Origin of the sequence: Pelomonas aquatica (assembly GCF_026712205.1) — a bacterium.
Taxonomy (GTDB): Bacteria; Pseudomonadota; Gammaproteobacteria; order Burkholderiales; family Burkholderiaceae_C; genus Pelomonas; species Pelomonas aquatica.
This window is the reverse complement of record NZ_JAPPUW010000003.1, coordinates 256,275-279,919: the sequence shown is the minus strand read 5'-3', so window position 1 is coordinate 279,919 and position 23,645 is coordinate 256,275. Positions and strand designations below refer to the sequence as shown.

21 protein-coding genes, 1 pseudogene and 1 riboswitch are annotated in these 23,645 nt (G+C 70.4%); of the genes and pseudogenes, 6 read left to right on the top strand and 16 right to left on the bottom strand.

Translation table 11 applies throughout. The features are described 5' to 3' along the window. The 6 genes and pseudogenes from NYP07_RS05010 to gspG form a co-directional block, all read right to left on the bottom strand. Window positions 1-219 (bottom strand): annotated as a pseudogene (locus tag NYP07_RS05010) (hypothetical protein); the annotation flags it as partial. A gap of 205 nt (window positions 220-424) precedes the next feature. Further along, entirely contained in the window at window positions 425-943 is a 519-nt protein-coding gene (locus NYP07_RS05005; RefSeq protein WP_268148060.1) for a hypothetical protein, read from the bottom strand. Next, window positions 940-2,007, bottom strand: a complete 1,068-nt coding sequence (locus tag NYP07_RS05000; protein WP_268148058.1) for a PilN domain-containing protein — start codon at window positions 2,005-2,007, stop codon at window positions 940-942. Before NYP07_RS05000 ends, NYP07_RS05005 begins: the two co-directional genes overlap by 4 nt. Then, window positions 1,988-3,526: a GspE/PulE family protein gene (locus NYP07_RS04995; RefSeq protein ID WP_268148057.1), complete on the bottom strand. Its 1,539-nt coding sequence runs from the start codon at window positions 3,524-3,526 to the stop codon at window positions 1,988-1,990. The genes NYP07_RS05000 and NYP07_RS04995 overlap by 20 nt, the downstream gene beginning before the upstream one ends. 631 nt (window positions 3,527-4,157) lie before the next feature. Next, window positions 4,158-5,345 (bottom strand): type II secretion system F family protein, encoded by a 1,188-nt coding sequence (locus NYP07_RS04990; protein WP_268148055.1) that lies wholly within the window; start codon window positions 5,343-5,345, stop codon window positions 4,158-4,160. A 5-nt stretch (window positions 5,346-5,350) separates the two neighbouring features. Next, complete coding sequence (gspG, locus tag NYP07_RS04985) at window positions 5,351-5,776, bottom strand: type II secretion system major pseudopilin GspG (RefSeq protein WP_268148053.1); 426 nt, start codon at window positions 5,774-5,776, stop codon at window positions 5,351-5,353. A 149-nt stretch (window positions 5,777-5,925) separates the two neighbouring features. On the opposite strand from gspG, the gene NYP07_RS04980 reads away from it, so the two are divergent. Beyond that, window positions 5,926-7,746: a S8 family serine peptidase gene (locus NYP07_RS04980; RefSeq protein WP_268148051.1), complete on the top strand. Its 1,821-nt coding sequence runs from the start codon at window positions 5,926-5,928 to the stop codon at window positions 7,744-7,746. 2 nt (window positions 7,747-7,748) lie between these two features. Here the strand turns inward: NYP07_RS04980 and NYP07_RS04975 are convergent, their stop codons facing one another. From NYP07_RS04975 to thiC, 5 genes are read right to left on the bottom strand one after another with little or no spacing between them, the layout of a single operon-like run. Beyond that, complete coding sequence (locus NYP07_RS04975) at window positions 7,749-9,257, bottom strand: bifunctional hydroxymethylpyrimidine kinase/phosphomethylpyrimidine kinase (protein WP_268148049.1); 1,509 nt, start codon at window positions 9,255-9,257, stop codon at window positions 7,749-7,751. A gap of 2 nt (window positions 9,258-9,259) precedes the next feature. After that, window positions 9,260-10,048 carry a thiazole synthase gene (locus NYP07_RS04970; protein WP_268148047.1) on the bottom strand — a complete coding sequence of 263 codons (789 nt, stop codon included), beginning with the start codon at window positions 10,046-10,048 and terminating at the stop codon, window positions 9,260-9,262. 1 nt (window position 10,049) lies between these two features. Further along, complete coding sequence (gene thiS / locus NYP07_RS04965; RefSeq protein WP_268148045.1) at window positions 10,050-10,253, bottom strand: sulfur carrier protein ThiS; 204 nt, start codon at window positions 10,251-10,253, stop codon at window positions 10,050-10,052. Beyond that, window positions 10,246-11,247 carry an FAD-dependent oxidoreductase gene (locus NYP07_RS04960; protein ID WP_268148043.1) on the bottom strand — a complete coding sequence of 334 codons (1,002 nt, stop codon included), beginning with the start codon at window positions 11,245-11,247 and terminating at the stop codon, window positions 10,246-10,248. The genes thiS and NYP07_RS04960 overlap by 8 nt, the downstream gene beginning before the upstream one ends. Beyond that, complete coding sequence (gene thiC / locus NYP07_RS04955) at window positions 11,247-13,142, bottom strand: phosphomethylpyrimidine synthase ThiC (RefSeq protein WP_268148076.1); 1,896 nt, start codon at window positions 13,140-13,142, stop codon at window positions 11,247-11,249. The genes NYP07_RS04960 and thiC overlap by 1 nt, the downstream gene beginning before the upstream one ends. 103 nt (window positions 13,143-13,245) lie before the next feature. After that, window positions 13,246-13,362: riboswitch (TPP riboswitch) on the bottom strand. A gap of 67 nt (window positions 13,363-13,429) precedes the next feature. On the opposite strand from thiC, the gene NYP07_RS04950 reads away from it, so the two are divergent. From NYP07_RS04950 to NYP07_RS04930, 5 genes are all read left to right on the top strand, one after another. Continuing rightward, window positions 13,430-14,062 carry a membrane dipeptidase gene (locus NYP07_RS04950; protein WP_268148041.1) on the top strand — a complete coding sequence of 211 codons (633 nt, stop codon included), beginning with the start codon at window positions 13,430-13,432 and terminating at the stop codon, window positions 14,060-14,062. Between the two features lie 25 nt (window positions 14,063-14,087). After that, entirely contained in the window at window positions 14,088-15,275 is a 1,188-nt protein-coding gene (locus NYP07_RS04945) for a M35 family metallo-endopeptidase (protein WP_268148039.1), read from the top strand. A 49-nt stretch (window positions 15,276-15,324) separates the two neighbouring features. Next, the gene (locus tag NYP07_RS04940) at window positions 15,325-15,636 is read left to right on the top strand and encodes a hypothetical protein (RefSeq protein ID WP_268148037.1); all 312 of its coding nucleotides are present in this window, start codon (window positions 15,325-15,327) and stop codon (window positions 15,634-15,636) included. Beyond that, window positions 15,636-16,133: a hypothetical protein gene (locus NYP07_RS04935; protein ID WP_268148035.1), complete on the top strand. Its 498-nt coding sequence runs from the start codon at window positions 15,636-15,638 to the stop codon at window positions 16,131-16,133. Before NYP07_RS04940 ends, NYP07_RS04935 begins: the two co-directional genes overlap by 1 nt. Before the next feature lie 145 nt (window positions 16,134-16,278). Then, window positions 16,279-16,476: a RidA family protein gene (locus NYP07_RS04930; RefSeq protein ID WP_268148033.1), complete on the top strand. Its 198-nt coding sequence runs from the start codon at window positions 16,279-16,281 to the stop codon at window positions 16,474-16,476. A gap of 78 nt (window positions 16,477-16,554) precedes the next feature. Here NYP07_RS04930 and NYP07_RS04925 read toward each other — a convergent pair whose 3' ends face one another. Genes NYP07_RS04925 through NYP07_RS04905 form a run of 5 tightly spaced genes read right to left on the bottom strand, consistent with a single transcriptional unit; the run spans window position 16,555 to window position 23,627 of the window. Continuing rightward, window positions 16,555-17,694 (bottom strand): glycoside hydrolase family 5 protein, encoded by a 1,140-nt coding sequence (locus NYP07_RS04925; RefSeq protein ID WP_268148031.1) that lies wholly within the window; start codon window positions 17,692-17,694, stop codon window positions 16,555-16,557. After that, window positions 17,691-19,253, bottom strand: a complete 1,563-nt coding sequence (locus tag NYP07_RS04920) for a GH39 family glycosyl hydrolase (RefSeq protein WP_268148029.1) — start codon at window positions 19,251-19,253, stop codon at window positions 17,691-17,693. Before NYP07_RS04920 ends, NYP07_RS04925 begins: the two co-directional genes overlap by 4 nt. Further along, entirely contained in the window at window positions 19,250-20,812 is a 1,563-nt protein-coding gene (locus NYP07_RS04915) for a family 43 glycosylhydrolase (protein WP_268148027.1), read from the bottom strand. The genes NYP07_RS04920 and NYP07_RS04915 overlap by 4 nt, the downstream gene beginning before the upstream one ends. Before the next feature lie 20 nt (window positions 20,813-20,832). Next, window positions 20,833-22,272 (bottom strand): MFS transporter, encoded by a 1,440-nt coding sequence (locus NYP07_RS04910; RefSeq protein ID WP_268148025.1) that lies wholly within the window; start codon window positions 22,270-22,272, stop codon window positions 20,833-20,835. Then, window positions 22,269-23,627 (bottom strand): GH1 family beta-glucosidase, encoded by a 1,359-nt coding sequence (locus NYP07_RS04905; RefSeq protein ID WP_268148023.1) that lies wholly within the window; start codon window positions 23,625-23,627, stop codon window positions 22,269-22,271. Before NYP07_RS04905 ends, NYP07_RS04910 begins: the two co-directional genes overlap by 4 nt. Window positions 23,628-23,645: the final 18 nt, after the last annotated feature.

The window sequence follows — 23,645 nt, the reverse complement described above, 5'->3', positions numbered from 1 at the left end:
GCGGGCCTGCGGGTCGAGGGCCGGCCAGTCGGCGCGCGCGCTGGCGGCCGGGCCGGGCCAGTCGGCGGCGGCTGGCGTGGCTTTGGCGGTGGCCGCCGCAAGGCGCGGCGCGGCGGCGACGGGCTCGGCCTCGTCCTCGCGCGACACCCAGGCCGTGGCGACAAGGCTCAGGCCCAGCGCGCCGAAGAGGGCCAGCTGGCGGGGGGCGGTCTTCTTCATCGGCTGCTGTCCTCGGGCCGAGCGCCGGGCCTGCCATGGGCCAGAGGCCCATGGCCTTCCGTAGGCACAAGCAGTCCGCAGGGACTGCTTGTGTCCGACTCCAGTTCCCAAGCCGGCCCGTCATGGCGATGTGCTTGCGGCTCAATGCCGCAAGCATCGCCGCCCCCGCGGGGGGCGGACCAAGGTACTCCTTGGACCGGGGGCTTCATTTCGCCGCCTGCATGTGCAGCACCCAGGCCAGCTCGGCCTTGAGCTGGCCGTCCGCGTCGCGGCGCAGGCGCAGGCTCTCCAGCGCCAGCGCGGGGTCGCGCTTCAGCGCCTCGGCGACGAAGCTGCGCAACGCGGCATAGCGCCCGCTGAGCTGCATCGCGACGCGGTACTGCGCCAGGCCCAGCTCGCGGTCGGCCTGGTAGCGGAACTCGCTGCGCGGCCAGGGCAGGCCGAGCTCGGCCGCGAGGCTCAGCAGCGCGGCCGTGCGGGCCTGGCGCGCGCTGTCGGGCGGCAGGCTGGCCGCCAGCGTGGCGCCGTCTTCGGCCGGGGCGGAGGCCGCGGCGCGCGGCTGCAGCGCGGCGCGGCGGGCGGCGATGCGGTGGCGCTCGGTTTCCAGCCGCTGCTGTTCGCGCGGCAGCCAGGCTGCGCCGGCGACGGCAGCCAGCGTCAGCAGCGTCGCCAGCGCGGCCGGCCAGCCCAGGCGGCGGGCGGCGCTGAGCCAGCGTGGCTTCATCGCGTGCCTCCCGCGCGGCGCACGAGCTCGAAGCGCAGCGCGCCGCCGGCGTCGTCGAGCGCGTCGGGCTTTTGCAGCCGCGTCAGCACGACCTCATCGCCCGGCGCGGCCTGCAGCGTCAGGCGGTCGACGAGGCGGGTCAGCGCGTCGGCATCGGTCGCCTGGCCTTCGAGGCGCAGCGACTGGCGGTCCAGGTCGAGGGCGCTGATCTGCAGGCCCGGCGGCAGCGCGCGCTCGACATCGGTCCACAGCGCGGCCCAGTCGGTGCCGAGCTGGCGCGACACGGCCCAGGCGCGGTTGCGTGCCGCCGGGTTGGGCGGTTTGGGCCTGGCGGCCACGGCGGGGCGGGCCAGGCGGTCCAGCACGCCGGACTGCTCGGCCAGGCGCTGGGCCTCCTCGCGCTGGCCCTGGGCCTGCAGCGTGACGAGCACGCAGGCCGCGGCGGCCGCGGCGGCCCAGGCCCAGATCAGCGGCCGGATGCGCGACGGCTGGGCGATGAAATCCGGTCCGGTCCGCGCGCCGGGCTCGGCGAGCAGGTCCTGGGCGCGGGCGATGCGCGCGCCTTCGAGCTCGCGCAGCAGCTCGTCGTCGACATGGCGCTGCTGCAGATCCACGAGGCGGCCCTGCTGCCGGTGCAGCCAGGTCAGCATGTCGCCGTCGATGACGGCGGCGTCGCCGTCCTGCGCGGCGGCCAGCGTCCAGCTCGGCCGCAGCGACACGATGCGCACGCGCTGCGCGGCGGCCGCGGCCTGCAGCGCGGCCAGGTCGACGTCGGCCAGCGCGCAGGCGCAGCGCTGCCAGGCGGCCAGCGGCCATGGCTGGGCGGCGGGGCCGAAGTAATGCGTGAACTGCAGCCGCGCATAGCCGAGCAGCGCGGCCTCGTCGGCCAGCGGCAGGTCGGCCGGCACGAGCAGGCAGTGGGCGCGCTCGGCGCCCAGCAGCAGCTCGACGCGCGCGCCGGCATGGGCCGCGCACCAGGCGGCGAAATCGGGCCAGGCCTGGCCCCGTGCGTCCATCACGCGGTCGCCGGCCAGCAGCAGGCGTTCAGTCGGCGAGCGTGACACGTTCGAGTTCTTCCAGCGTCGATTCGCCGCGCAGCACCAGGGCCACGGCCGCGTCGCGCAGCGAGCGCATGCCGCGTCCGCGCGCGGCCTCCTTGATGCGGCCCAGTGGCGCGCGGCCGGCGATCAGGTCGCGCAGCTCGTCGTCCAGCCACAGCAGTTCGCTGACGGCGCGGCGGCCCTTGTAGCCGGTGCCGCGGCAATGCGCGCAGCCGCGGCCGTGCAGCAGCCGGGCGTCCTCGGGCAGGCCGTGGTCGCGCAGCTGCTCTGCGGTCGCCGGCAGCGGCTGCAGGCAGTGGCGGCAGTTGATGCGCATCAGCCGTTGCGCGAGCACGCCGTTCAGCGCCGAGACGACGTTGTAGAGGTCCAGCCCCATGTGCATGAAGCGGCCGACCACGTCGAAGGCGTTGTTGGCGTGCACGGTGCTGAAGACGAGGTGGCCGGTGAGGGCCGCCTGCACGGCGATCTGCGCCGTCTCGGCATCGCGGATCTCGCCGACCATGACGCGGTCGGGGTCGTGGCGCAGCACCGAGCGCAGGCCGCGCGCGAAGGACAGGCCCTTCTTCTCGTTGACCGGGATCTGCACGACGCCGGGCAGCTGGTACTCGACCGGGTCCTCGATGGTGATGATCTTGTCGCGGCCGGTGTTGACCTCGCTGATGGCCGCATAGAGCGTCGTCGTCTTGCCGGAGCCGGTGGGGCCGGTCACGAGCAGCATGCCGTGGGGCTGGCGGGCCAGCGCGCGGATCTGCGCGCGCGCCTCGGGCTCGAAGCCGAGGGCGTCGAGCGTCAGCGACCCTTGAGCCTCCACCTGCGCACGGTCCAGCACGCGCACGACGGCGTCCTCGCCGAAGACGCTGGGCATGATGGACAGCCGGAAGTCCACCTCGCGGCCCTGCACGCGCAGCTTGAAGCGGCCGTCCTGCGGCAGGCGGCGCTCGCCGATGTCGAGCTCGGCCATCACCTTGAGCCGCGACACCAGCTGCTCGGCGGCCTGCACGCCGTCGATGGCCTTCACGTCCAGCATGACGCCGTCGATGCGGCTGCGGATCTTCATGCCGCGCAGCTGGCATTCGAAGTGGATGTCGCTGGCGCCGTCCTGCAGCGCGTCGTAGAGCGTGGCGTCGAGCAGGCGCACGACGGGGCTGGCCTGCTCGGCGAGGTGGAGCGCGGACAGCTCCTGTGCAGCTTCGGCTTCGTGGCCGTTGTTGAATGATTCGTCGAGTTCGCCCAGCGCGCGGTAGTCGGCCTCGCTGGCTTCGAGCAGCGCGTCGATTTCACTGGCTTCGCAAGGCCACCAGAGGACAGGCTTCTTCAGGCGGGACTCGATGCGCAGGCGCAGCAGGGGTTCCAGCGGGCGGTCGGCGAGCAGGGCCAGCCTGCCGCGAGCGGATTGAGCCATGACGGCGCGCCAGCGTTGGGCGTCGGCGTGGGGCCAGGGTTGGAAGGTGAGGGTCCAGGGGGCGTCGGAGGCGGGGAGCCTTGTCAGCACGTCGGGGTCTTGCTGGAGGACGGCGTTCATGCTTTGACCTCGCATTGCTTTCTGGCCAGGCCCATGCCGGGACGTCGCCCCGGCAGGCGACCTTCTTTTTGAGCGACCAAAAAGAAGGCAAAAAGTCGCCCCCGAACCGCCCGGCCCTTTGCTTCGCAGCGGGCTGCCCTGCGGTGCTCGGTCCTTGAGGCCCCGCGCAAAACTCGCTTCGCTACGCTGCGCTCAGACAGTTGCGCGGAGTCAGTTCTTGAAGCGTGCTGCGCACGCGGCCTCAAGGCCCTGTGCTCCTCGGCGGGCTCAAAGGGGGGGTGAAGGAACAGCCACGACCGAAGGGCGTATGCGTTTGGCTGTTGGCTGTTCGGCTGTTTGGGGGCTCCCCTTCTAAACCGCCGAGAAGCGCAGGAGCCCGGGGCGCGAGCGCAGCGAGCCTCAAGAACTGACTTCGCGCCCCTTTGTTTGAACGGAGCGTAGCGAAGTGAGTTGGGCGCGGCCCCGGGCTTCGAGCATCGCAGGGCACCCCGAAGGGGCGGTTTTGCAGGGGCGCTTTGGCTTCGCCGCTCTTCGAGAACTTTGCTTACTTTCTTGTGCGCACAAGAAAGTGAGTCGGCTGCCGGGACGAAATCCCGGCTGGGCCTTGCCAGAAAGACAAACCCACCACTCATCACTGCACCTGGTCCGCCAACTGAAAAATCGGCAGATACATCAGCACCACCACCGTGCCGATGACCAACCCCATGATGAGCATCAGCGCCGGGTTGATGAGCCGAGTCACCAGATCCGACAGCCGCGACAACTCCTCGTCGTAGAAGCCCGCCGCCTGGGCCAGCATGGCGCCCAGCTCGCCGCTGTGTTCGCCGACGCGCAGCATGCGCAGCGACACCGGCGTGGCCAGGCCCTCGCGCTGCAGGCAGGCCGACAGGCGCTCGCCCAGGCGCACGGCTTCGGTCGCACGGTCCAGCGCCGCACGCAGGTGGGCCGCCGCGACGCCGCGCGCGTTCACCAGGGCCGGCACCACCGGCACGCCCGCCAGCAGCAGCATGGCCAGGCAGCGGTAGAGCTGGGCCAGCGCCAGCAGATGCAGCTTGGGGCCGATCAGCGGCAGCTTCCACAGCCGCGACTGCAGCGCCTCGCGCAAGCCGTGCTGCCAGGCCAGCACGGGCAGCGCGACCAGCACGGCGGCGATCAGCAGCAGGCCCAGCGGATGCGCGCCGCTGAAGCTGCCCACGGCGATCAAGGCCTTGGAGGCCATCGGCAGCTCGCCGCCCACGCCGTCCAGCAGCCCGGCAAAGCGCGGCACGACGAAGACGAGCAGGAAGAGCACGACGGCCGTGCCCGCCGTGACCAGCATGGCCGGGTAGATGGCCGCGGCGACGAGCTTGCCGCGCAGCTGCTCGACCCAGGCCAGATAGCTCGCCTGCTCGAACAGCGCCTGCTCGACCTGGCCGCTGCGTTCGCTCGCCTCCACGACGGCGACGAACAGCGCGTCGAAGGCCTGGGGCTGCGAGGCCAGCGCGGCGGAGAAGGACTCGCCGAGCTGGATGCGCGCGATGACGCCGTCCAATGCCGTGGCGACGGCCGGCGGGTTGTCCTGTGACTGCAGCGTCTGCAAGGCTTCCAGCAAGGGGATGCCGGCGCGCAGCAGCACGCCGAGCTGCTGCGCGAACTGGCGGCGCGGAAAAGAACGGCCGCCGCGCGACTTCAATGCCGCGGCCTGCACGGGCTCCACGGCGAGCAGCGCGGCCGGCGACAGGCCCAGGGCCGCGGCCACGCCGCCCACGTCCGCCGCCTGCACGCGCTTCTCGGCGGGCTGGCGGGCGGCGTCGAGGTAGCGGACGCGGAACTCGGCCATCGTGGTCACCAGCTCGTGAGGTCCGCGTCTTCGCCCTCGCCGCCGGGGCGGCCGTCGCGGCCGTAGCTGAGCAGGTCGTATTCGCCATGCTCGCCGGGCGAGCGGTATTGGTAGTCGTGGCCCCAGGGGTCCTTGGGCAGGGCCTTGCTCAGATAGGGGCCGGCCCACTTGGGCTCGTCGGCCGGCTTGGTCACCAGCGCGGCCAGGCCCTGCTCGGTGCCGGGGTAGTGGCCGACGTCGAGCCGGTACTGGTCGAGCGACTTCTGCAGCGCGTCGATCTGGGCCTTGGCGGCCTTGACCTCGCTCTTGCCGATCTGGCCGAAGAACTTGGGGCCGACATAGCCGGCCAGCAGGCCGATGATGACCATGACGACGAGCAGCTCCAGCAGCGTGAAGCCGCGGCGGCGGTGGGGGCGGTGGTGGGGGGGCATGGTCCGAACGGGTCAGGGCGGCGCAGCTTAGGAAGACGCAATGACCGCGCCGTGAAAGGCGAATGAATGACGGATTTCATGAGCCGTTCGGCTCATGTCATGGTCGCTTCACCGCAGCGGCCTAAGGTGGCCGCGTGAAAAAACCTCCGATGACCCCTCCGCCCCGCCCGGCCCGTCGCGGCCTGCGGCTCAACCAGTTCGTCGCCGCGGCCACGGTGGCCACGGTGGCCGTGTCGGCCGTCGGCCTGGCCGCGCAGCTCCGGCCCGTGCAGGCCGCCCCCGCGCGCGCCGGCGCCACGGCGCTGATCGTCAAGCTCGCCGACGCGGGCCGCGACGACGCCGCGCAGCGGGCCCAGCTGCAGCATGTGCTGGCCGAGGCCGGGCTGCCCCTGCAGGCCGACCGCCCGCTGGGCTCGGGCTGGTGGCGGCTGCAGGCCAGCGCCGCGGCCGACGCGGCCGGCCGGGCCGCCTGGCTGGCGCGGCTGCGCGGCGATGCGCGGCTGGCCCATGCAATGAACGACCTGCACGAGCAGCGTGCGGCCGTACCGAACGACCCGCTGTTCCGCGCCACCGACCCGGCCAACAGCCAGTGGTGGCTGGACGACCAGAGCGACACCACCAGCGCCGGTGCGGCCGGCTTCACCAAGGCCTGGGACACGACCAGGGACTTGGCCAAGCCCGTGATCGCCGTGCTGGACTCCGGCATCACCTCGCACGGCGACCTGAATGCCAACGTCATCGCGCCGGGCTACAACTTCGTCACCAGGGCCGAGTATGCGAACAACGGCGTCGGCAGAACGGCTGATGCCACGGACCCCGGCGATGCGTTGACCCAGGCCGAGCATGACGGCAATCTCCCGCTTTGGGACGGCTGCCTCGTCAGCGCGACCAGCAGCTGGCACGGCACGCTCGTCGCGGGGCAGCTCGGCGCGGTGACGAACAACAGCGCCGGCGTCGCCGGCATCAATTGGAACAACGGACAAATCCTGCCGGTGCGGGTGTCCGGCAAATGCGGGGCCTCCGTGGCCGACATGGTGGACGGCATGCGCTGGGCTGCGGGCCTGAGCGTGACCGGAGTGCCCGCCAACCTCAACCCGGCCAAGATCCTCGTCATCGGCTTTGCCGGCGTCACGTCCTGCGACCCGGGTGATGCCAACAAGGACGTCGCCGGCGCCGCACGCCTGTATCTGGATGCGATTGCCGAACTGCGCGCCAAGGGCGTGTTCATCGCCGCGGCGGCCGGCAATCTGCGCGGCGTCGTGGGCCGGCCGGCGAATTGCGCCGGCGTCTTCGGCGTGGCCGCGGCCAACCGCCAGGGCTTCAAGGCGATCTATTCGAACTTCGGTCCCGAGGTCCAGCTGCTCGCGACCGGCGGTGATGCGGGCAACAAGCGCAACTGTGACACCCTGCTCGCCGACACGGGCATCGTGTCGACGACCAACACCGGCACGACGGCACCGGCCACGGCCGGCTATGGCGCCGTCAGCGGCACGAGCTTCGCGGCGCCCCAGGTGGCCGGCACGGCGGCGCTGATGTGGGCGGCCAACCCCAACCTGACGCTGGCCCAGGTCGAAAGCGGCCTCAAGCTCAGCGCGCGGCCGCATGTGACGGCCTATGCGTTGGGCTATTGCTCGACGAGCAACAACAGCCGCTGCAGCTGCACGACCAGCACCTGCGGCACCGGACTGCTCGATGCGCAGGAGGCGGTCAAGTACGCCGTCAGCCCGGCGGCTTACACGGCACCGTCGCGCAGCTCCCTGGGCCTGCAGAGCGACAACCTGAGCGCCTGCGGCCAGGTCCAGGGCAGCACGCCGATCCCCGTGCCGGCGCCGACACCGGCTCCCACGCCCGCGCCGACGCCCGCACCTGCGCCGGCGCCGTCCAGTGGCGGCGGTGGCGGTGGCACGGCCCCCGCGTGGCTGCTCGGCCTGGCCGCCGCCAGCCTGGCGCTGCGCCGGCGCCGCGACTGATCTCAGAGGCTGGCGTGCGGCCAGCCGGCGCCACCCTGCCAGGCCCGGGCCCGGCCTTCGCGCCAGGCCTGTTGCCAAGGCTCGACGCCGACCGCCTTCAGCCCGCGCACGACGCAGCCCGCGCTCGCGCCCGTCGCGGCGATGGACGTGAGCTGATCGGGCGCCAGCACGCCGCCGATGCCGACCACGGGTGCCGGCGCCATCGCGGCCCACCAGGCGAGGTTGTCCAGCCCTTGCGGCCGCCAGGGCATGGCCTTGGTCAGCGTCGGCCAGACCGGGCCGCAGGCGATGTAGTCCGGCGCCCAGGCCACGGCGCGGGCCAGCTCCCACAGGCTGTGCGAGCTCAGGCCCAGGCGCAGGCCGTTCGCGCGCGCAGCGGCCAGCTCCAGCCGCTCGGCCGCGCTCAAGGCAAGCAGGTCTTCCTGGCCGAGGTGGATGAAATCGACGCCGGCTTGCAGCGCCTCGCGCCAGTGGTCGTTCAGGATCAGCGTGGCGCCGTGGCGGCGGGCGGCGTCCAGCGCGGGCCGCAGCTCGGCCCGCAGCCGGGCCGGCCAGTCGGCATCGGCGTCGCCGCGCTTCACGCGCAGCTGCACGGTCTGCAGGCCCTGGGTGAACAGCTCGGCCGCATCCGCGCCGCTGTCGGTGATGCCGTAGACGCCTTCGACGCCGCCGCCGCGCCGCCCGGGCCAGCCGCCGGGTTCGCCGTCGAACAGCGCCGGCAGCAGGCTCGCATCGCGGATGAAGCCCGCCTGCGGCCGCACCGGACCGGCACCGGCGCCGGGCGCGGCGGCGCCGTGCAGGCCCGAGGTCGTCAGCATCTTGGCGAGCACGGCCGCGTCGGCCGCGACGAAGCCGCGCGCCAGCGCGGCCGCCAGGCCGGTCGCGAAGCAGCAGCCGGTGCCGTGGCTGTTCGTCGCCTTCCGGCGCGGCAGCGCAAGCCAGCCGTTGGCCTGGGGGCTGGACAGCCAGTCCAGCGCCAGCGGCCCGGCCTCGTCGCCGCCGGTGATGCAGGCGCTCGCGCTGCCGAGCTTGCGGGCTTGGCCCGCCGGGGCGCCGTCGCCCACGAGGCGCGCGGCCTCACGGCGGTTGGGCGTGGCGACCGTCGCGCGCGGCAGCAGATCCTCGCGGTAGGCGCGCAGCAAGGCCTCGTCCGCGAAGCTCGCGCCGGTGGTGGCGCCCAGCACGGGGTCGACGACCAGGGCCACGGGTGCGCGCTCACGCAGCCTGTCCACCCAGCGCACGACGACGCGCAGCTGCTCGACGCCGCCGAGCAGGCCGGTCTTGATCGCGGCGGGCGGCAGGTCGCCGGCCAGCGCGGCGAGCTGGGCGTCGAGCTGCGCGGGCGGCACCGGGAAGACGGCCTCGACGGCGGCGCTGTTCTGCGCCGTCAGCGCGGCGGCGGCCGGGCAGAGGTGCACGCCGATTGCATCCGCCGCGCGCTGGTCGGCCGACAGGCCCGCGCCGCCGCCGCTGTCCAGGCCGGCGATGCTCCAGACGATGGGGGGCTGCATCGTCACGCGATCAGGAAGGGCCGGCCGCCCACGGGTGTACTTGCGACGGCCATGTCCTGCCGCGCCATCACGCCGGCCTCATAACCCAGGCGCCCGGCAGCGATGGCCTGGCCGAAGGCGGCGGCCATGCGGATGGGGTCGCCCGCCTGCGCGACGGCGGAGTTCAGCAGCACGCCGTCGAAACCCAGCTCCATGGCCTGGGCCGCGTGCGAGGGCGCGCCGATGCCGGCGTCGACGATCAGCGGCACGCCGGGCAGGCGCTCGCGCAGCGTGCGCAGCGCGAAGGGGTTGAGCAGGCCCTGGCCCGAGCCGATGGGCGCGCCCCAGGGCATCAGCAACTCGCAGCCGGCGTCCAGCAGGCGGCGGCAGGTGACGAGGTCGTCGGTGCAGTAGGGGAAGACCTGGAAGCCGTCTTTCACGAGCTGTTCGGCCGCGGTGACCAGCTCCCAGGGGTCGGGCTGCAGCGTGTATTCGTCGCCGACGACTTCGAGCTTGATCCACGGCGTGTCGTAGAGCTCGCGGGCCATCTGGGCCAGGATGATGGCCTCCATCGCGGTGCGGCAGCCGGCCGTGTTGGGCAGCAGCTGGCCGCCGGTTTCGCGCAGGGTCTCGCGGATGGCCGCGACGAAGCCGTTGTCGCCGGCCGCAGCCAGCGTGCGCTTGAGGCCGACGGTCAGCACCTGGGCGCCGCTGGCCCGCACGGCCTGGCGCAGCACCTCGGGCGAGGGATAGCCGGCAGTGCCGAGCAGGAAGCGGCTGGTGAGCTTGTGGCCGTAAAGGGTCCAGGTCATGTCATCCGCCTGTGATGGGTTGGATCAGGGTCAATTCATCGCCGGGCTGGATCGGTGCGGCCTCGCGGCGCCCGCGCGGCACGAAAGCGCCGTTCAGCGCCGTGGCGACGCTGTCGGGGGCATGGCCGAGTTCGACCAGCAGCGCGGCGACGCTGAGGCCTTCGCGCCAGGGGCGGGGTTGCTGGTTGACGGTGAACTCAGACATCTCGAAGCGCCTTCTCGGCCAGCGCCGGCGCCAGCAGCCAGCCGTGGCGGAACAGGCCGTTGATGCGCAGCAGGCCGCTCTCGTGCTCGATGCGCGGGCGGTGGTCGGCAAAGGCCGGGCGCAGGTTGACGTCGAGGTGCACGATGCGCGCCTCGGCCAGCGCGGGCAGCACGCTGTGCGCCGCGGCCATCAGCTCGACGGCGCTGCGCAGGCTGACCGGCGAGCGGTCCTCGCTCTCGATCTCGGACGCGCCGACGATGATGAAGTCGCCCGGCCGCGGCACGATGTAGACGCGGTGCCGCGGGTGCAGCAGGCGCGCCGGCCGCTGCAGCCGGACGCCGGGCGCATGCAGCCAGACGACCTCGCCGCGCACGCCGCGCAGCCCCTGCATGTCCGGCCGGGCGCCCAGGCCGCGCGTGTCGACGACGAGGTCGGCGTCGAGGCGGCAGCCGTCGTCCAGCTCCAGCCGGTGCGGCTGCACGGCGACGGCCCGGCGGCCCCAGTGCCAGTCGACGCCGGGGGCCTGCTCGGCCAGCGCGGCCAGCAGCTCGCGCGGCAGCAGCTGGCCCTCGCCGGGCAGCAGCCAGGCCTTGAGGTCGGGTGCGAGAGCGGGCTCCAGTTCGTGCAGGGCCTGGCGGCCCAGCGGCTGCGGGGCATCGGGCAGCCGCGCGAGCACGCGCTGCGCGGCGCCCAGGTCGCTGCCGTGGGCCAGCAGCAGGCTGCCGTGGGTGCGCACCAGATCGGGCTGGCCCAGCGCCTGCGCGATGCCCGGCCACAGCTGCAGCGAGCGCCAGCCCAGGGCCGCGACCTCGGGCTCCGCATGCTCCTGCTCGGCCAGCGGGCTCAGCATGCCGGCCGCCGTGAAGCCGGCCGCGCCGGGCTCCGTCGGGCCGGCGGCCGGGTCGACGACCTGCACGCAATGCCCGGCCCGCGCCAGCTGCCAGGCCAGCAGCCGGCCCATGACGCCGGCGCCTGCAATGGCGATGGTGGCCATCAGGCTTGCGGCTTGATCGGGATGTAGAGCTCGCCGCCCTGGGCGCGGAACTCCGCGGACTTCTTCGCCATGCCGTCGGCGACGACGTCGGCCGCTTCCAAGCCCTGCGTGGCGGCGTAGTCGCGCACGTCCTGCGTGATCTTCATCGAGCAGAACTTGGGGCCGCACATCGAGCAGAAATGGGCCTCCTTGGCCGAGTCCTTGGGCAGGGTCTCGTCGTGGTAGTCCCGCGCGGTCTCCGGGTCGAGGCCGAGGGCGAACTGGTCGTTCCAGCGGAACTCGAAGCGCGCCTTGCTCATCGCGTCGTCGTGGGCGCGGGCACCCGGGTGGCCCTTGGCCACGTCGGCCGCGTGGGCGGCGATCTTGTAGGCGATGAGCCCTTGCTTCACGTCGTCGCGGTCGGGCAGGCCGAGGTGCTCCTTGGGCGTGACGTAGCAGAGCATGGCCGTACCCATCCAGCCGATCATGGCCGCGCCGATGGCGCTGGCGATGTGGTCGTAGCCGGGCGCGATGTCGATGGTCAGCGGGCCCAGCGTGTAGAAGGGCGCCTCGTGGCAGAGCTTCAGCTGCTCGTCCATATTGGCCTGGATCAGGTGCATCGGCACATGGCCGGGGCCTTCGATCATGGTCTGCACGTCGTGCTTCCACGCTACTTCAGTCAGCTCGCCCAGCGTGCGCAGCTCGGCGAACTGGGCCTCGTCGTTGGCGTCGGCCAGGCTGCCGGGGCGCAGGCCGTCGCCGAGCGAGAAGCTGACGTCGTAGGCCTTCATGATTTCGCAGATCTCTTCGAAGTGCGTGTAGAGGAAGTTCTCCTTGTGATGCGTGATGCACCACTTGGCGAGGATGGAGCCGCCGCGCGACACGATGCCGGTGCGGCGCCGCGTCGTCATCGGGATGAAGGGCAGGCGCAGGCCGGCGTGGATGGTGAAGTAGTCGACGCCCTGCTCGGCCTGCTCGATCAGCGTGTCGCGGAACACGGCCCAGCTCAGCTCCTCGGCAATGCCGCCGACCTTTTCCAGCGCCTGGTAGATGGGCACGGTGCCGATGGGCACGGGCGAGTTGCGGACGATCCAGTCGCGCGTCGTGTGGATGTTGCGGCCGGTGGAGAGGTCCATCACGGTGTCCGCGCCCCAGCGCGTGGACCAGACCAGCTTCTCCACCTCTTCCTCGATGCTGGACGTGACGGCCGAGTTGCCGATGTTGGCGTTGACCTTCACGCGGAAGTGGCGGCCGATGATGGTCGGCTCCAGCTCCGTGTGGTTGATGTTGGCCGGGATGACGGCGCGGCCCCGCGCGACCTCGCCGCGCACGAACTCGGGCGTGATGACGGCCGGCATGCGCGTGCCCAGCGCATTGGGCGCGAGGCGCCGTTCGCGCTCGCTGTCTTCGTCGTCTCGGCCGAGGTGGTCGCGCAGCGCCTCGCGCCGGCCGTTCTCGCGCAGCGCGACGAACTCCATCTCCGGCGTGACGATGCCGCGGCGGGCGTAGTGCAGCTGCGTGACGTTGGCGCCGGCCGCTGCGCGGCGCGGCTGGCGCTGCAGGCCGGCGGCCTCGGCGCGCAGCGCGGCGATGCGGTCGTTGACCTCCTTGCCGCCGTCGTCCAGTGCGGCGCGCTGGCGGCCGGCGTAGGCCTCGGTGTCGCCGCGGTCGGTCACCCAGGCGGCGCGCACCGCGGGCAGGCCCTGGCGCACGTCGATGGCCGTGGCCGGGTCGGTGTAGGGCCCGGAGGTGTCGGGCACGACGACGGTCTCGCCATTGCTCAGCGCGATCTCGCGCATGGGCACGCGCACGTCGGGGCGGCTGCCTTCGACATGGATCTTGCGCGAGGCGGGGAAGGGCTCGCGCGTCAGCGACAGGCGGGCATCGAGCGAGAGATGGGGGTCGGCGGCATTCACGGCGGTCACGGCGGGCTCCTGGGGGGCGTGTGGTTCTGCTCCAGGGCCGCCGGGCCGCGCACCGCGCCGCCCAGTTCAGATGCACCTGGGCCGCGCTGCACGCCTGCTCGGCATGCGCTCTCCTTACGCCGGTACTAGCCGGTTCAAGTTCACGGGTTTGGTATTGCAACCATCTCAGCTTCGTGCCGCTTGCGCAGCCCGAGCACCCCGGAGCGGGGCGGATTGTGCGGGCGCTCGCCGCCGGCTGTCAACGCGCGCCAGAATCGGCGGCCGCTGCCGAGGGCAGCATGAAGCCACACGTCATCAACGCGCTGGGGGTGCTCGACAACCCCAATCTGCAACTCCAGCCCGATGCCGGCGACCGTCAGGCCATGGCCTACACCAGCTCCGGCCAGAACGTCGATGCGCGCTCGCTGGCCGACGCGCGCGAGGCCGGACTCACGGCCGTCAACATCACGCTCGGCCATGTGGCCGGCAGCGCCGTGGGCGACGGCGCGACGGTGGCGGACGACCGCGGCCTGAGCAGCTTCTGGCTCGCCGTCGTCGAGCGCCTGCTCGTCGACCTCAGCCACAGCAGCGAGAAGACCTGCCTGGACGCGCTGCGCGCCGCGCGCCGGCTGCTGGCCATCACGCACAGCGGCTGCCGTGCGGTGGCCGACCAGGGCGTCGTCGTCGGCCTCTACTTCATGCCCTATCTGCGGCTGGAAGGCCAACCGATGGCCGCCGACCTGATCGCCCATCTGGAGCACGCGATCCAGGTCTGTGGCGAGGATCATGTCGGCCTGGGCACCGATGGCGGCAACAGCACCATCGACGACATGGCCGCCTACCGCGCGATGCTGGCCGCCGAGCATGAGGGCGCTCGCGTTCGCGCTGCTGCTTTGCCGCAGCCGGTGTTCACGGTTCGAGGGGTAGGGTGATCGCGTACCGGTTTCGCTGCAGCGCATGGGTATCGAAACGTCGGAGGAGCGCAATTCGCAACAGAGGGGTCTGCAGTTCATCCCGAGTTTGAAGGACGAGTTGCGGGCGTTTTGCGATTACTGTCAGTTCTCTCCGAACCAGATGTGGACTGCCATGGGCTATTTCGTCAAAGACCTCTATACGACCCGTCACGCCGAGATCATCCAGTCCCTCAAGAGCACTGAATATCCGAGTTTGGGTGGGTGGGTTCCCGTGATAGCGGACTCGCGTTTGATGGTGGTCCACAACGGCTACAACGTCGAGAAGTACAAGGCCTCCGAGGCACTGCGCAAGCGCGTGGCTGCTGCGAGCGAAAAAAACGTGAAGCCAGCGGCCACGATGCTCGCGGCCGCTGGCGTCACCAGCCTGCCGTCGAGCGGCAGCAAGTCGATTCCCTCCGGCGTGGCCTGCCGTGTCGCGGCGCTCGAGATGCTGCGTCACCTGTGGCTGATCAAGAAGTCGGGCAGCCACAAGTTGTGGGTGCTGTCGCTGCCGGAGAGCTACCGCGACTGGCCTGCGGCCGATCTCGCGGGCAAGGATTACGACAACATTTCCAACCGCCTCAACGACGAGAGCTCACACTTCGGTGAGGATGATCGCAAGCACCTGTCGCAGGCCACGCAGAACGGGCTGAAATGGGTGCAGAAGGCGATGACTGTTACAGCCAACCCGAAGAAGAAGGGCAACCTTGACGTCGTCAAGCGCTGGTTCTCCGACGAGAACTCCACCGACGAAGACATGCAGGCCGCCGCGGCGACACTCAACGCCGGGCTTAAGAAGATCGCGGGGGTCATCAAGTCGACTTTCCTGCTGATCACTGACATGCCGCTGGATCGTGGCAATCCCACCAAGGCGTCGACCAATGCGTTCGTGTTCAGCAGCGAGAAGATCGACGTCATCTATGTGGAAGCTGCTTTCTTCAGCAACGCCGACATGTTCAAGGATCTGAAGAACTGGACACGCATCGTCGTTCACGAACTGAGCCACCGAGCTTGCAAAACCGAGGATCACCGCTACCGTCACAACAAGGCCGGGCTCAAGCCCAGCGCCGCCGATCCGAAATTCACCGCCGCCAAGGCGTTGGAAAACGCGGACAGCTGGGCCATGTTCTGCATGGATTGCTCTGGCGAGATGGTGCAGGGGGATTACCTGAAGGTGAAGGTCGCGCCGTAGCCGAGTGTCGGCTTCCGCGCGCCTGACTTCCTCAGCATTGGAGTTGCCTATGGACATCAAGAGTTCGGCCGATCGACTTGGCCCCCCCGACGTGCCGCCTATCTATCACGAGGGCGTTGTCTACACGCAGGACGAGAACGGACCCGGCGGTGTCCTTGTCGCCAGCGATGATGAGACCGGCAAGGCGCTGTGGACCCTCAAGATTTACGACGTCAAGATCGACAAGGCGCTTGAGGCCGATGCGCAGTGGGTCTTTTTTGCTGCAATGACGTTGGATCCGGATGGACGCCTGCGCATCGTCAACGAAGCAGGCAAGGCATTTCTCGTTGACGTGACGGCCCGCAAGACCGCCGCTGTTTGATGCAGGTCCTGGCGCTGCTTGCTTGCGCGGCCACGTTGATCGCGCTCACCGCCTGCAGCGAGCAGGTGCCGCCCGTCTCGGCGCCCGACGCCTCGGTGGTCGCTGGCACGGCTCCTGCCAGCGCTGCCGCGTCGGACACTGCGATTGCTGGCGGCCGGTTTGTCTCGTCGGCTGGCCGCCCCGACCGCCTGCCACCACCCGAAGTGCCACCTTTGGTGCGGGAGGGTGTGACGTATGCACAGGCCGAGGATGGACGCAAGGAGGGCTTGGCGCAGGTCAGCGGCGTCCTGCTGGCGTCCGACGCGATCAGTGGCAAGCTGTTGTGGGCATTGGCGGTCTATCCAACCGAAGCCGATCCGAAGCTGGAGGCTGATGTGCAGTGGGTCTTCTTCCGCAGCATGGCCTTCGACCCCGACGGCCGGCTGCGCGTGGTCAACGAGGCCGGCAAGACCTTCCTCGTTGACGTGAAGGGCCGCACCGTTGTGCCGGTGCATTGAGTTTTCGGGCCGGTCGCTCCCACTGACGGCCGTCGCAGCCGTGAATATGCCTCTACCGCACACCAGACTCGTCGCTTGAGTGCCTATAAGTTCCGTAAGTTGCTCGGCGCGCAGTAGTAGCAACTCAGTCTGTTTCTGCGACAGCGTGCTGCGCGGCCAGGGGCTGGAGCTGCAGCACCTCGTGCGCTGCACGGTGACGCTGGCCGACATGGCCGACTGGCCGGCCTTCAACGAGGTCTACCGAGAGTTCTTCGGCAGCAACGGGCTGGCCCTGGGCGTGCGCGTCGAGATCGAGTGCATCGCGGCGGCGCCCTGTCATACGGGTTTGCAATCCAAGCGATAACAAGGCGCGAAGCCGCAGACAGTGCTCTGGCACGGCAAGGCGAAGCAACGCGGTTAGCGCTTTGATTGCGAAGCCGTATCAGTTGCCGACCAGCGCCTGAATGAACTCGGGATAGACCTGCGCGCCGGTCGCGCGGTCGAACAGGCCGGAGCTGTGGTTGTCGCGCGCGGCGCCGGCGTCCCAGTAGACGGGCACCAGGCCGTACGCGCGGGCCGAGCGGGCGGTGTAGCGGTCCCAGGCCAGGCGGTAGGTTTCGGCGCCTGCGTATTCGCTGCGGCGGATGGCGGCGAATTCGCCGAGGAGCACCGGGACGCCCCGGTCGACGAACTTGCCCTTCATCTTCTGGAACTGGGCATCGGTGTAGGCCTCGCCGCCCCAGGCCGCGGTGGCCGCCGGGTCCGTGGTGGCGGCGCCCCATTGCCAGATCGTGCTCTTGTCGTTGAGCGTGAAGTCGTAGGGGTCGTAGTAGTGCACTTCCACCATCAGCCGGTCCTTCGCGGGGTCGGCCGGCATCACGGCGAAGTTCACCGTGTGGTCGATGTTGGTGTTGAAGCCCTGCACGACGAGATGGCGGACGGCGTTGTTGCCGCCCGTGGCCCGCACAGCGTTGACGAAAGCCTGGTTGAAGCCGTTCTGCACGGTGACGTATTCGGTCGTCGGCGTGCCGTAGTCGCCCGTCACCATGACCTCGTTGGTGCCGGCGAACAGCAGCGTGTCGTCGAAGGCCTTGAACCGGTTCGCGATCTGCGTCCAGAAGGTGGTGACGCGCGCATCGGCCATGGCCTGCTGCGCGAAGCTGGGCTGCATCCAGCCGCCGTCCCAGTGGATGTTGATGATGGCGAACAGGCCCGCCTTCTGCGCATAGCCGACGACCTCGGCGACGCGGCTCATCCACGTCGTGCCGATGACGTCGTTGGCGTCGGCGTATTGCTTCCAGGACACGGGGATGCGAACGGTCTTGAAGCCAGCCGCGGCGACGGCGTTCAGCAGCGCCTGCGTCGTGGCCGGGTTGCCCCAGGCGGTCTCGCCGCCGATGGCCTCCAGCGAGTTGCCGAGGTTCCAGCCGGCGCCCATCAGCTGGCTGAGCTGCAGGCTGGTCAGCGCGCGCATGCCGGGGGTGGGCGTCGGCGTGTCGGCAGCCGGCGCGGCTGCGGCAGAGCCGCCACCGCCGCAACCGGCCAGGGGCAGCAGTGCTGCAAGGGCGTGGCGGCGCTTCATGCGGCCACCTTCTGCAGGCTCAGCAGCACGACATCGTGGCTGCGCAATGCCAGGCGGATGCGGGCCGAGCCATCCGCGCCAACGACCAGCTCGCGCTGCAGCTCGGGCTTGTCGGCGGTCAGGCCCTGCAGCTCGGCAAGCTGCTGTGCATCGAGGTTCTTCGGCGAGCCCATCTTCAGGTAGGCCGTGTGCGCGTCATTGGCCTCGAAGCCGGTGCGGCGCTGCGTGAGGCGGTAGCGGCCGGGCGGCAGATGGCGGAGTTCGACGGTGGCACCACCCACGTCCTGCGCGGGGCGCGGCTTGCCGAAGAAGCTGCGGTTGCTGACCTTCTGCCCGGTGTTGCGCCAGTCCCAGACCAGGGCCTGCAGCTGCCGGCCGTCGGTGGCGGCCCAGGTGAAGGCGTCGCTCGTCGGCACCTCCTTGCCCTGTAGCGCGGCGAGGTAGCGGTAGGCGAACCAGACCGGCTTGCGCAGGCCCTCGCGGGTCATCATGCCGAAGCCGCCGTGGAAGGGCGCGTCCGGCGGGCCGGGCTCCTCGAAGAGGTCGCTGTAGGTCCAGTAGCTCATGGACTGCGCGATGCCCTGCGAAGCTTTCAGCTTGCTCAGCACATAGGCCGCGCTCATGTAGGAGTCGTGCACCAGGTCGCGCGGGTTGTAGCTGGTGCTCCACTCGGTGAAGAAGAGGGGCAGGCCCGGCAGATGCGAGGCCTCGATCTGCGCACGCACGCGCTTGACGTCGCCGACGATGGCATCGGGCGAGGGCGACAGCATGCGGTCCTCGACGCCGAACTCGTCCAGATAGCCGTGGTCCACGCCGTAGGCATGCGTCGTGATGAAGTCCACCGGCGAGTCCGTCGCCTGGGCGTGCGCCAGGAACTCCGGCACCCAGGCCGCGCCGGCCGTGGACGGGCCGCCGACGCGCAAGGCCAGGTCGATCGCCTTGATGGTCTTGGCGGTGCGTGTGTAGAGGTCGAAGTAGGCCTGCCGGTCGGCCTTTTCCCAGAAGCCGTCGAGATTGGGTTCGTTCCAGACCTCGAAATACCACTGGCGCACCTCGGCGGCGCCATAACGCTGCAGCAGGTGGCGCGTGAAGGCGTCGATCAGCGCGACCCAGCCGGCCGGCTCGGGATGGGAGGTGTTGCCGGCCCAGTAGAAGATCTTCAGGTCCGACGTCTTCAGCGCCAGCGGCGTGAAGCCCAGTTCGACGAGCGGTCTGATGCGGCGGGCCAGCAGCGCGTCGTAGAGCTTGTCGATGCCCGTGAAGTCGAACTGCAACTGGCCGCTGGCGTCGCGCGTCACGGTCTTCAGCACGTCGTGGAAGATCGCGTGGAAGCGCAGGTAGCGAAAACCCAGCTCGTCCACGGCGATCTGCAGCTGGCCCAGCGAGTCGTCGCGGTAGAGCGTGCCGGGATAGTCGGAGCCGACGCAGTGGTCGAAGAAGCGGTCCAGCGGCTGTGTTGCCTGGGCGAGATCGAGCACGATGCGGCGCTGCGGCGGCCTGGCATGGGCGGCCAGCGGCAAGGCGGCGGCGGCGGTGAGGAGTTGGCGGCGGGAGGTCATGCAGATAGGCCTTTGTAGATGAAGTTGCGGGCGCGGACTTCACCCGCGCCGGCGCTGAACAGCGCGATGCGCAGGCTGACGAAGCCGCCGAAGACGTTGTGATGCAGGCCCGAGACCTCCATCTGCCAGGGGTGCCGGACCCAGGTCCTGCCGCCGTCGTGGGAGTGCTGCCAGGTGACGACGTTCTCGCGGTTGGTCAGCCGGGCGTGGACCTTGCGCGCGCCGACCTGCGAGGGGAGGGGCTCGCGCATCCACGTGTGCTCCTGGCCGTAGCCGTAGGTCAGCATCTGCGTCGTGCTGAAGCCGATGCCGACATGGCCGCGCTCGTCGTAGAACAGCGCCAGGCCGCCGTGGCCGTCGCCGCTGATCTCCAGCTCGACGCTGCATTCATAGCTGCGGTCTCCGGCGATGCAGGTCAGCGGCGAGCAGTCGGCCAGCGACTTGCCCTTGCCGCGGATGACGAGGCCACTGGCCTCCCAGCGCAGGCGCGCGAGTTCGTCCGGCCCCGGCGCATGCAAGCTCCACTGCACGCCCATGCGGTTATGCGAGAAGTCGTCCGACAGCGCGGCGCCGGCCGGGCCGGGCCGGCCGCCGCGCGGCTTGGGCAGGGGGCCAGTCAGCGTGCCGCCCTTGGCGCGCGGCCAGCCATCCTGGGTCCACTCGACGGGTTCCAGCAGCGTCTGCCGGCCCAGCGTGCGCATGCCGTTCTCGTAGCCGTGGTAGACCATCCACCAGTCGCCCGCCGGCCCTTCGACGAAGCTGGCATGGCCGCGCGACCACCAGGGCTCATCCGCGCTGCGGGTGTGCACGATGGGGTTGTGCGGGCAATGCTCCCAAGGGCCATGGACCGAGCGTGAACGTGCCACCGTGACCATATGACTGGTGGGCGGCCCGGCCGTGCCGCCGACGGCCGAGACGAGGTAGAACCAGTCGCCGCGCCTGAACAGCTTGGGGCCTTCGGGCGCGAACATCTCGACGACCCAGTCCTGGGGGTATTGCCAGGGCGTCCAGGCGTCGGCTTCCAGCGGGCCGTCGGTCGCCAGGCCGTCGTCGCTCAGCCGCACGCGGCGGCCGCCGTTGACGAAGAGGTAGCGCCGGCCGTCCTCGCCGACGACATGGCCGGGGTCGATGCAGCCGTGGATGTGCAGGTCGATGGGCGCGCTCCACGGCCCGCGGATGTCGTCGGCATGGATGACGTGGATGGCGGTGCCGGCGTCCTGCAGCACCGGGACGTAGAGGTAGTAGCGGCCCTGGTGCTTGACGAGGTCCATGGCCCAGACGGTGCCGATGTTCTGCGTCAGCGCGGCGGTGACCGGCGCCCAGTTCACCAGGTCCTGCGAGTGCCAGAGCACGGCGCCGGGGTAGGACTGGAAGGACGAGAACGTCATCCAGTAGTCGGCCCCGTCCTGCAGGATGGTGGGGTCGGCGTGGTCGCCAGGGACGATGGGGTTCACATAGCTGCCGTCGCCCAGGTCGGCCTTGCGCTGGCCTTCGATGCCGGTGGCCAAGCGTGGGGCCGTCATGGCCGGCAGCGAGGCGCCGGCGAGGGCTGCTTGCAAGGCTTGGCGGCGCGAGACCGTCATACCTTGCCCCGTTGCGCTTCCAGCCGGACGCGGATCTCCAGCATGCGGGCCTCGGTCAGTTCGAAGCGCAGCAGGGACACCAGCGCCAGCACCAGGCCGATGACGGGAATGCTGGACAGCAGGATGCGGATCATGAAGATGGCATGCGGATCCTGGACGTCCAGCTTGGCGTCGAAGCCGGTGAACTGCAGGATCCAGCCCGAGGCGCCCGTGCCCAGCGCGATGCCGACCTTGGAGATCCAGGACTGGCAGGCCGCGAACGAGCCCTCGCGGCGCTGTCCGGTCTGCAGTTCGTCGTAGTCGACGACATCGCCCATCGTGGACCCGTACAAGGTCCAGAAGCCCGCGCCGGTGAAGGCGACGAAGCCGCAGGCGAAGAGCTGCAGGTACGGCAGTGCCGGGTCGTAGAGCCACCAGTCCCCGATGAAGGCGCAGATGGCCAGCAACAGCGCGCAGGCCATGCCGGCGCGCTTGCCATGCCGGCGTGCAATCTGGGCGAAGAACGCGATGCCTGCAAAGCCGAAGGCCATGCCCGACATGCCCATGGCCGTGTTCCACTTCGCGCCCTGCACGACGTCGCCCCCGCAGACGTAATAGACGGTGGCGTAGTAGCCCAGCGTGCTGACCATGGCCGTGCCGGTGCCGTAGGCCAGCATCATGCCCAGGATGTGGCGGAAGGGCCGGCAGCGCAGCGTGCGCCACAGCGTGTCGGCAAAGGGGATGTGGGTCTGCGTGCGGGCCACCAGCTTCTCGTAGTAGCGCTCGCGCACCAGCAGGAAGATGGCGATGGACACCGCCACCATGATGGCGCCGAGGATGGCGCAGTAGGTCTGGGCGCCGAGCAGGATGTCGGGCTTGCCGCTGGCCTGGTTGAAGGCGGCCAGCGTCGTGAACTGCGCGGCGTAGAACATCGCCAGTTCGGGGCCCTTCTGGATGATGGCGCGCACGGCCATCACCGAAGTGCGCTCGTGATAGTCCGGCGTCATCTCCGCACCCAGGCTGCTCCAGGGCATGTTGAAGCAGCTCATGATGGGCACGTAGATCGCCGTGCTGACCAACATGAAGATGAAGTACTGCGTGTCGGTCCAGCCGCGTCCCACGGCGAACATCAGCGGCAGGCCGATGCCGGCGAGCACGCCGCCCACGAGGATGAAGGGGCGCCGCCGCCCGTAGCGCGTGCGGGTGTTGTCGGAGAGCCAGCCGAACACCGCGTCCGAGCCGGCATCGATGAAGATCTTGATCATCTGCACCGTCGAGATCAGGCCGGGGGCGACGCCGAGGAAGATGTTGAAGACCTGGTAGGCCAGCGACGGGTAGAGCCAGTGGCCCCACATGTCGAGGATGGAGCCCAGGCCGAAGCCGATCTTCTGCTTCAGCGGCAGGCGGTCGGCCACGGGCGGCAGGACGTGGGTCAGCGGCAGGTTGGCGGCGTTCATACGATGCGGTGGCTGCGGATGACTTCGGCGTAGTAGCGGGCCGACAGCTTGGGCGTGCGCACCTGCGTCGCGTAGTCGCAGTGCACGATGCCGAAACGACGCTGGTAGCCGTCCTCCCACTCGTAGTTGTCGATGAAGCTCCACAGGAAGTAGCCGTGCAGCGGCACGCCGTCGCCGATCGCACGATGGGCTTCGCGCAGGTGGTTGCGCAGGAAGTCGCGGCGGTGCAGGTCCAGCACCTCGCCGCCCACGACCGGCTCGTCGTTGTAGCCGCAGCCGTTCTCGGTGATGTAGAGCGAGCGGTGCCCGTAGAGCTCGGCGCAAAAACGCGTGGCCCAGTAGATGGACTGGGGCGCGATGTGCAGCCAGGGGCTGTCGGCGCGTGGGTAGTTGATGGGCAGCGGCACGGCCTCCCAGGCCGCGCCGTTCCTGCCGGCGCGCACATAGGTGCCGGTGTAGATGTTCAGGCCGAGGTGGTCGGTGGGCAGGCCGATGAGGTCGAAGTCGCCGGGCTCGACCCGGGGTGCGTCGGCACCGGCGCGGGCGAGGTAGTCGGCGGGGTAGTGGCCGGCGTGCATGGCGCCCAGCACATGGGCGTTCTTCTCCAGGAACCAGGCTTGGGCGGCGGCGATGTCCGCGGGCGTCTCGGTGACGGGGATGCAGACGTCGCAGTTGTCCGTCAGGCCGACGACCGCCCCCGCACCGCCGAACTCGCGCACCGCGCGCACGCCATGGCCGTGGCAGAGCAGCGCGTGGTGGAAGGTCTGGTTGACGACGGCCGCGCTCTCCTTGCGGCCCGGCGCCTTGGTGCCCGAGCCATAGGCCAGCCGCGTGAAGCAGCGGATCTCGTTCATCGTGATCCAGTGCTTCACCTCGCCGGCGAAGGCCTGGACGACGGTGTCGGCATAGCGGGCGAAGGCGTCCACCGTCACGCGCGAGGTCCAGCCGCCGCGGTCTTCCAGCGCCTGCGGCAGGTCCCAGTGGAAGAGGGTGACCCAGGGCGTGATGCCATGGGTCTTCATGCTGGCGAACAGGCGGCGGTAGAAGGCGATGCCGGCGGGGTTGAGCTCGCCGTCACCGTTCGGGTAGATGCGCGGCCAGGCCAGGGACAGGCGGTAGTGCTTGACGCCCAACGAGGCCATCAGCGCGAAGTCCTCGTCGAAGCGGTGGTAGTGGTCGCAGGCGACGTCCAGCGTGTCGCCGTCGTGCACCTTGCCGGGTTGGCGCGAGAAGCGGTCCCAGATGGATTCGCCCTTGCCGTCGGCGAAGGCGGCGCCCTCGATCTGCGGCGCGGCGGCGGCGACGCCGAAGACGAAGTCGGCGGGGAAGGGGCTGGAGTAGGTCAGGGAGGTCATGAAGTTGCTGCGGCCGGG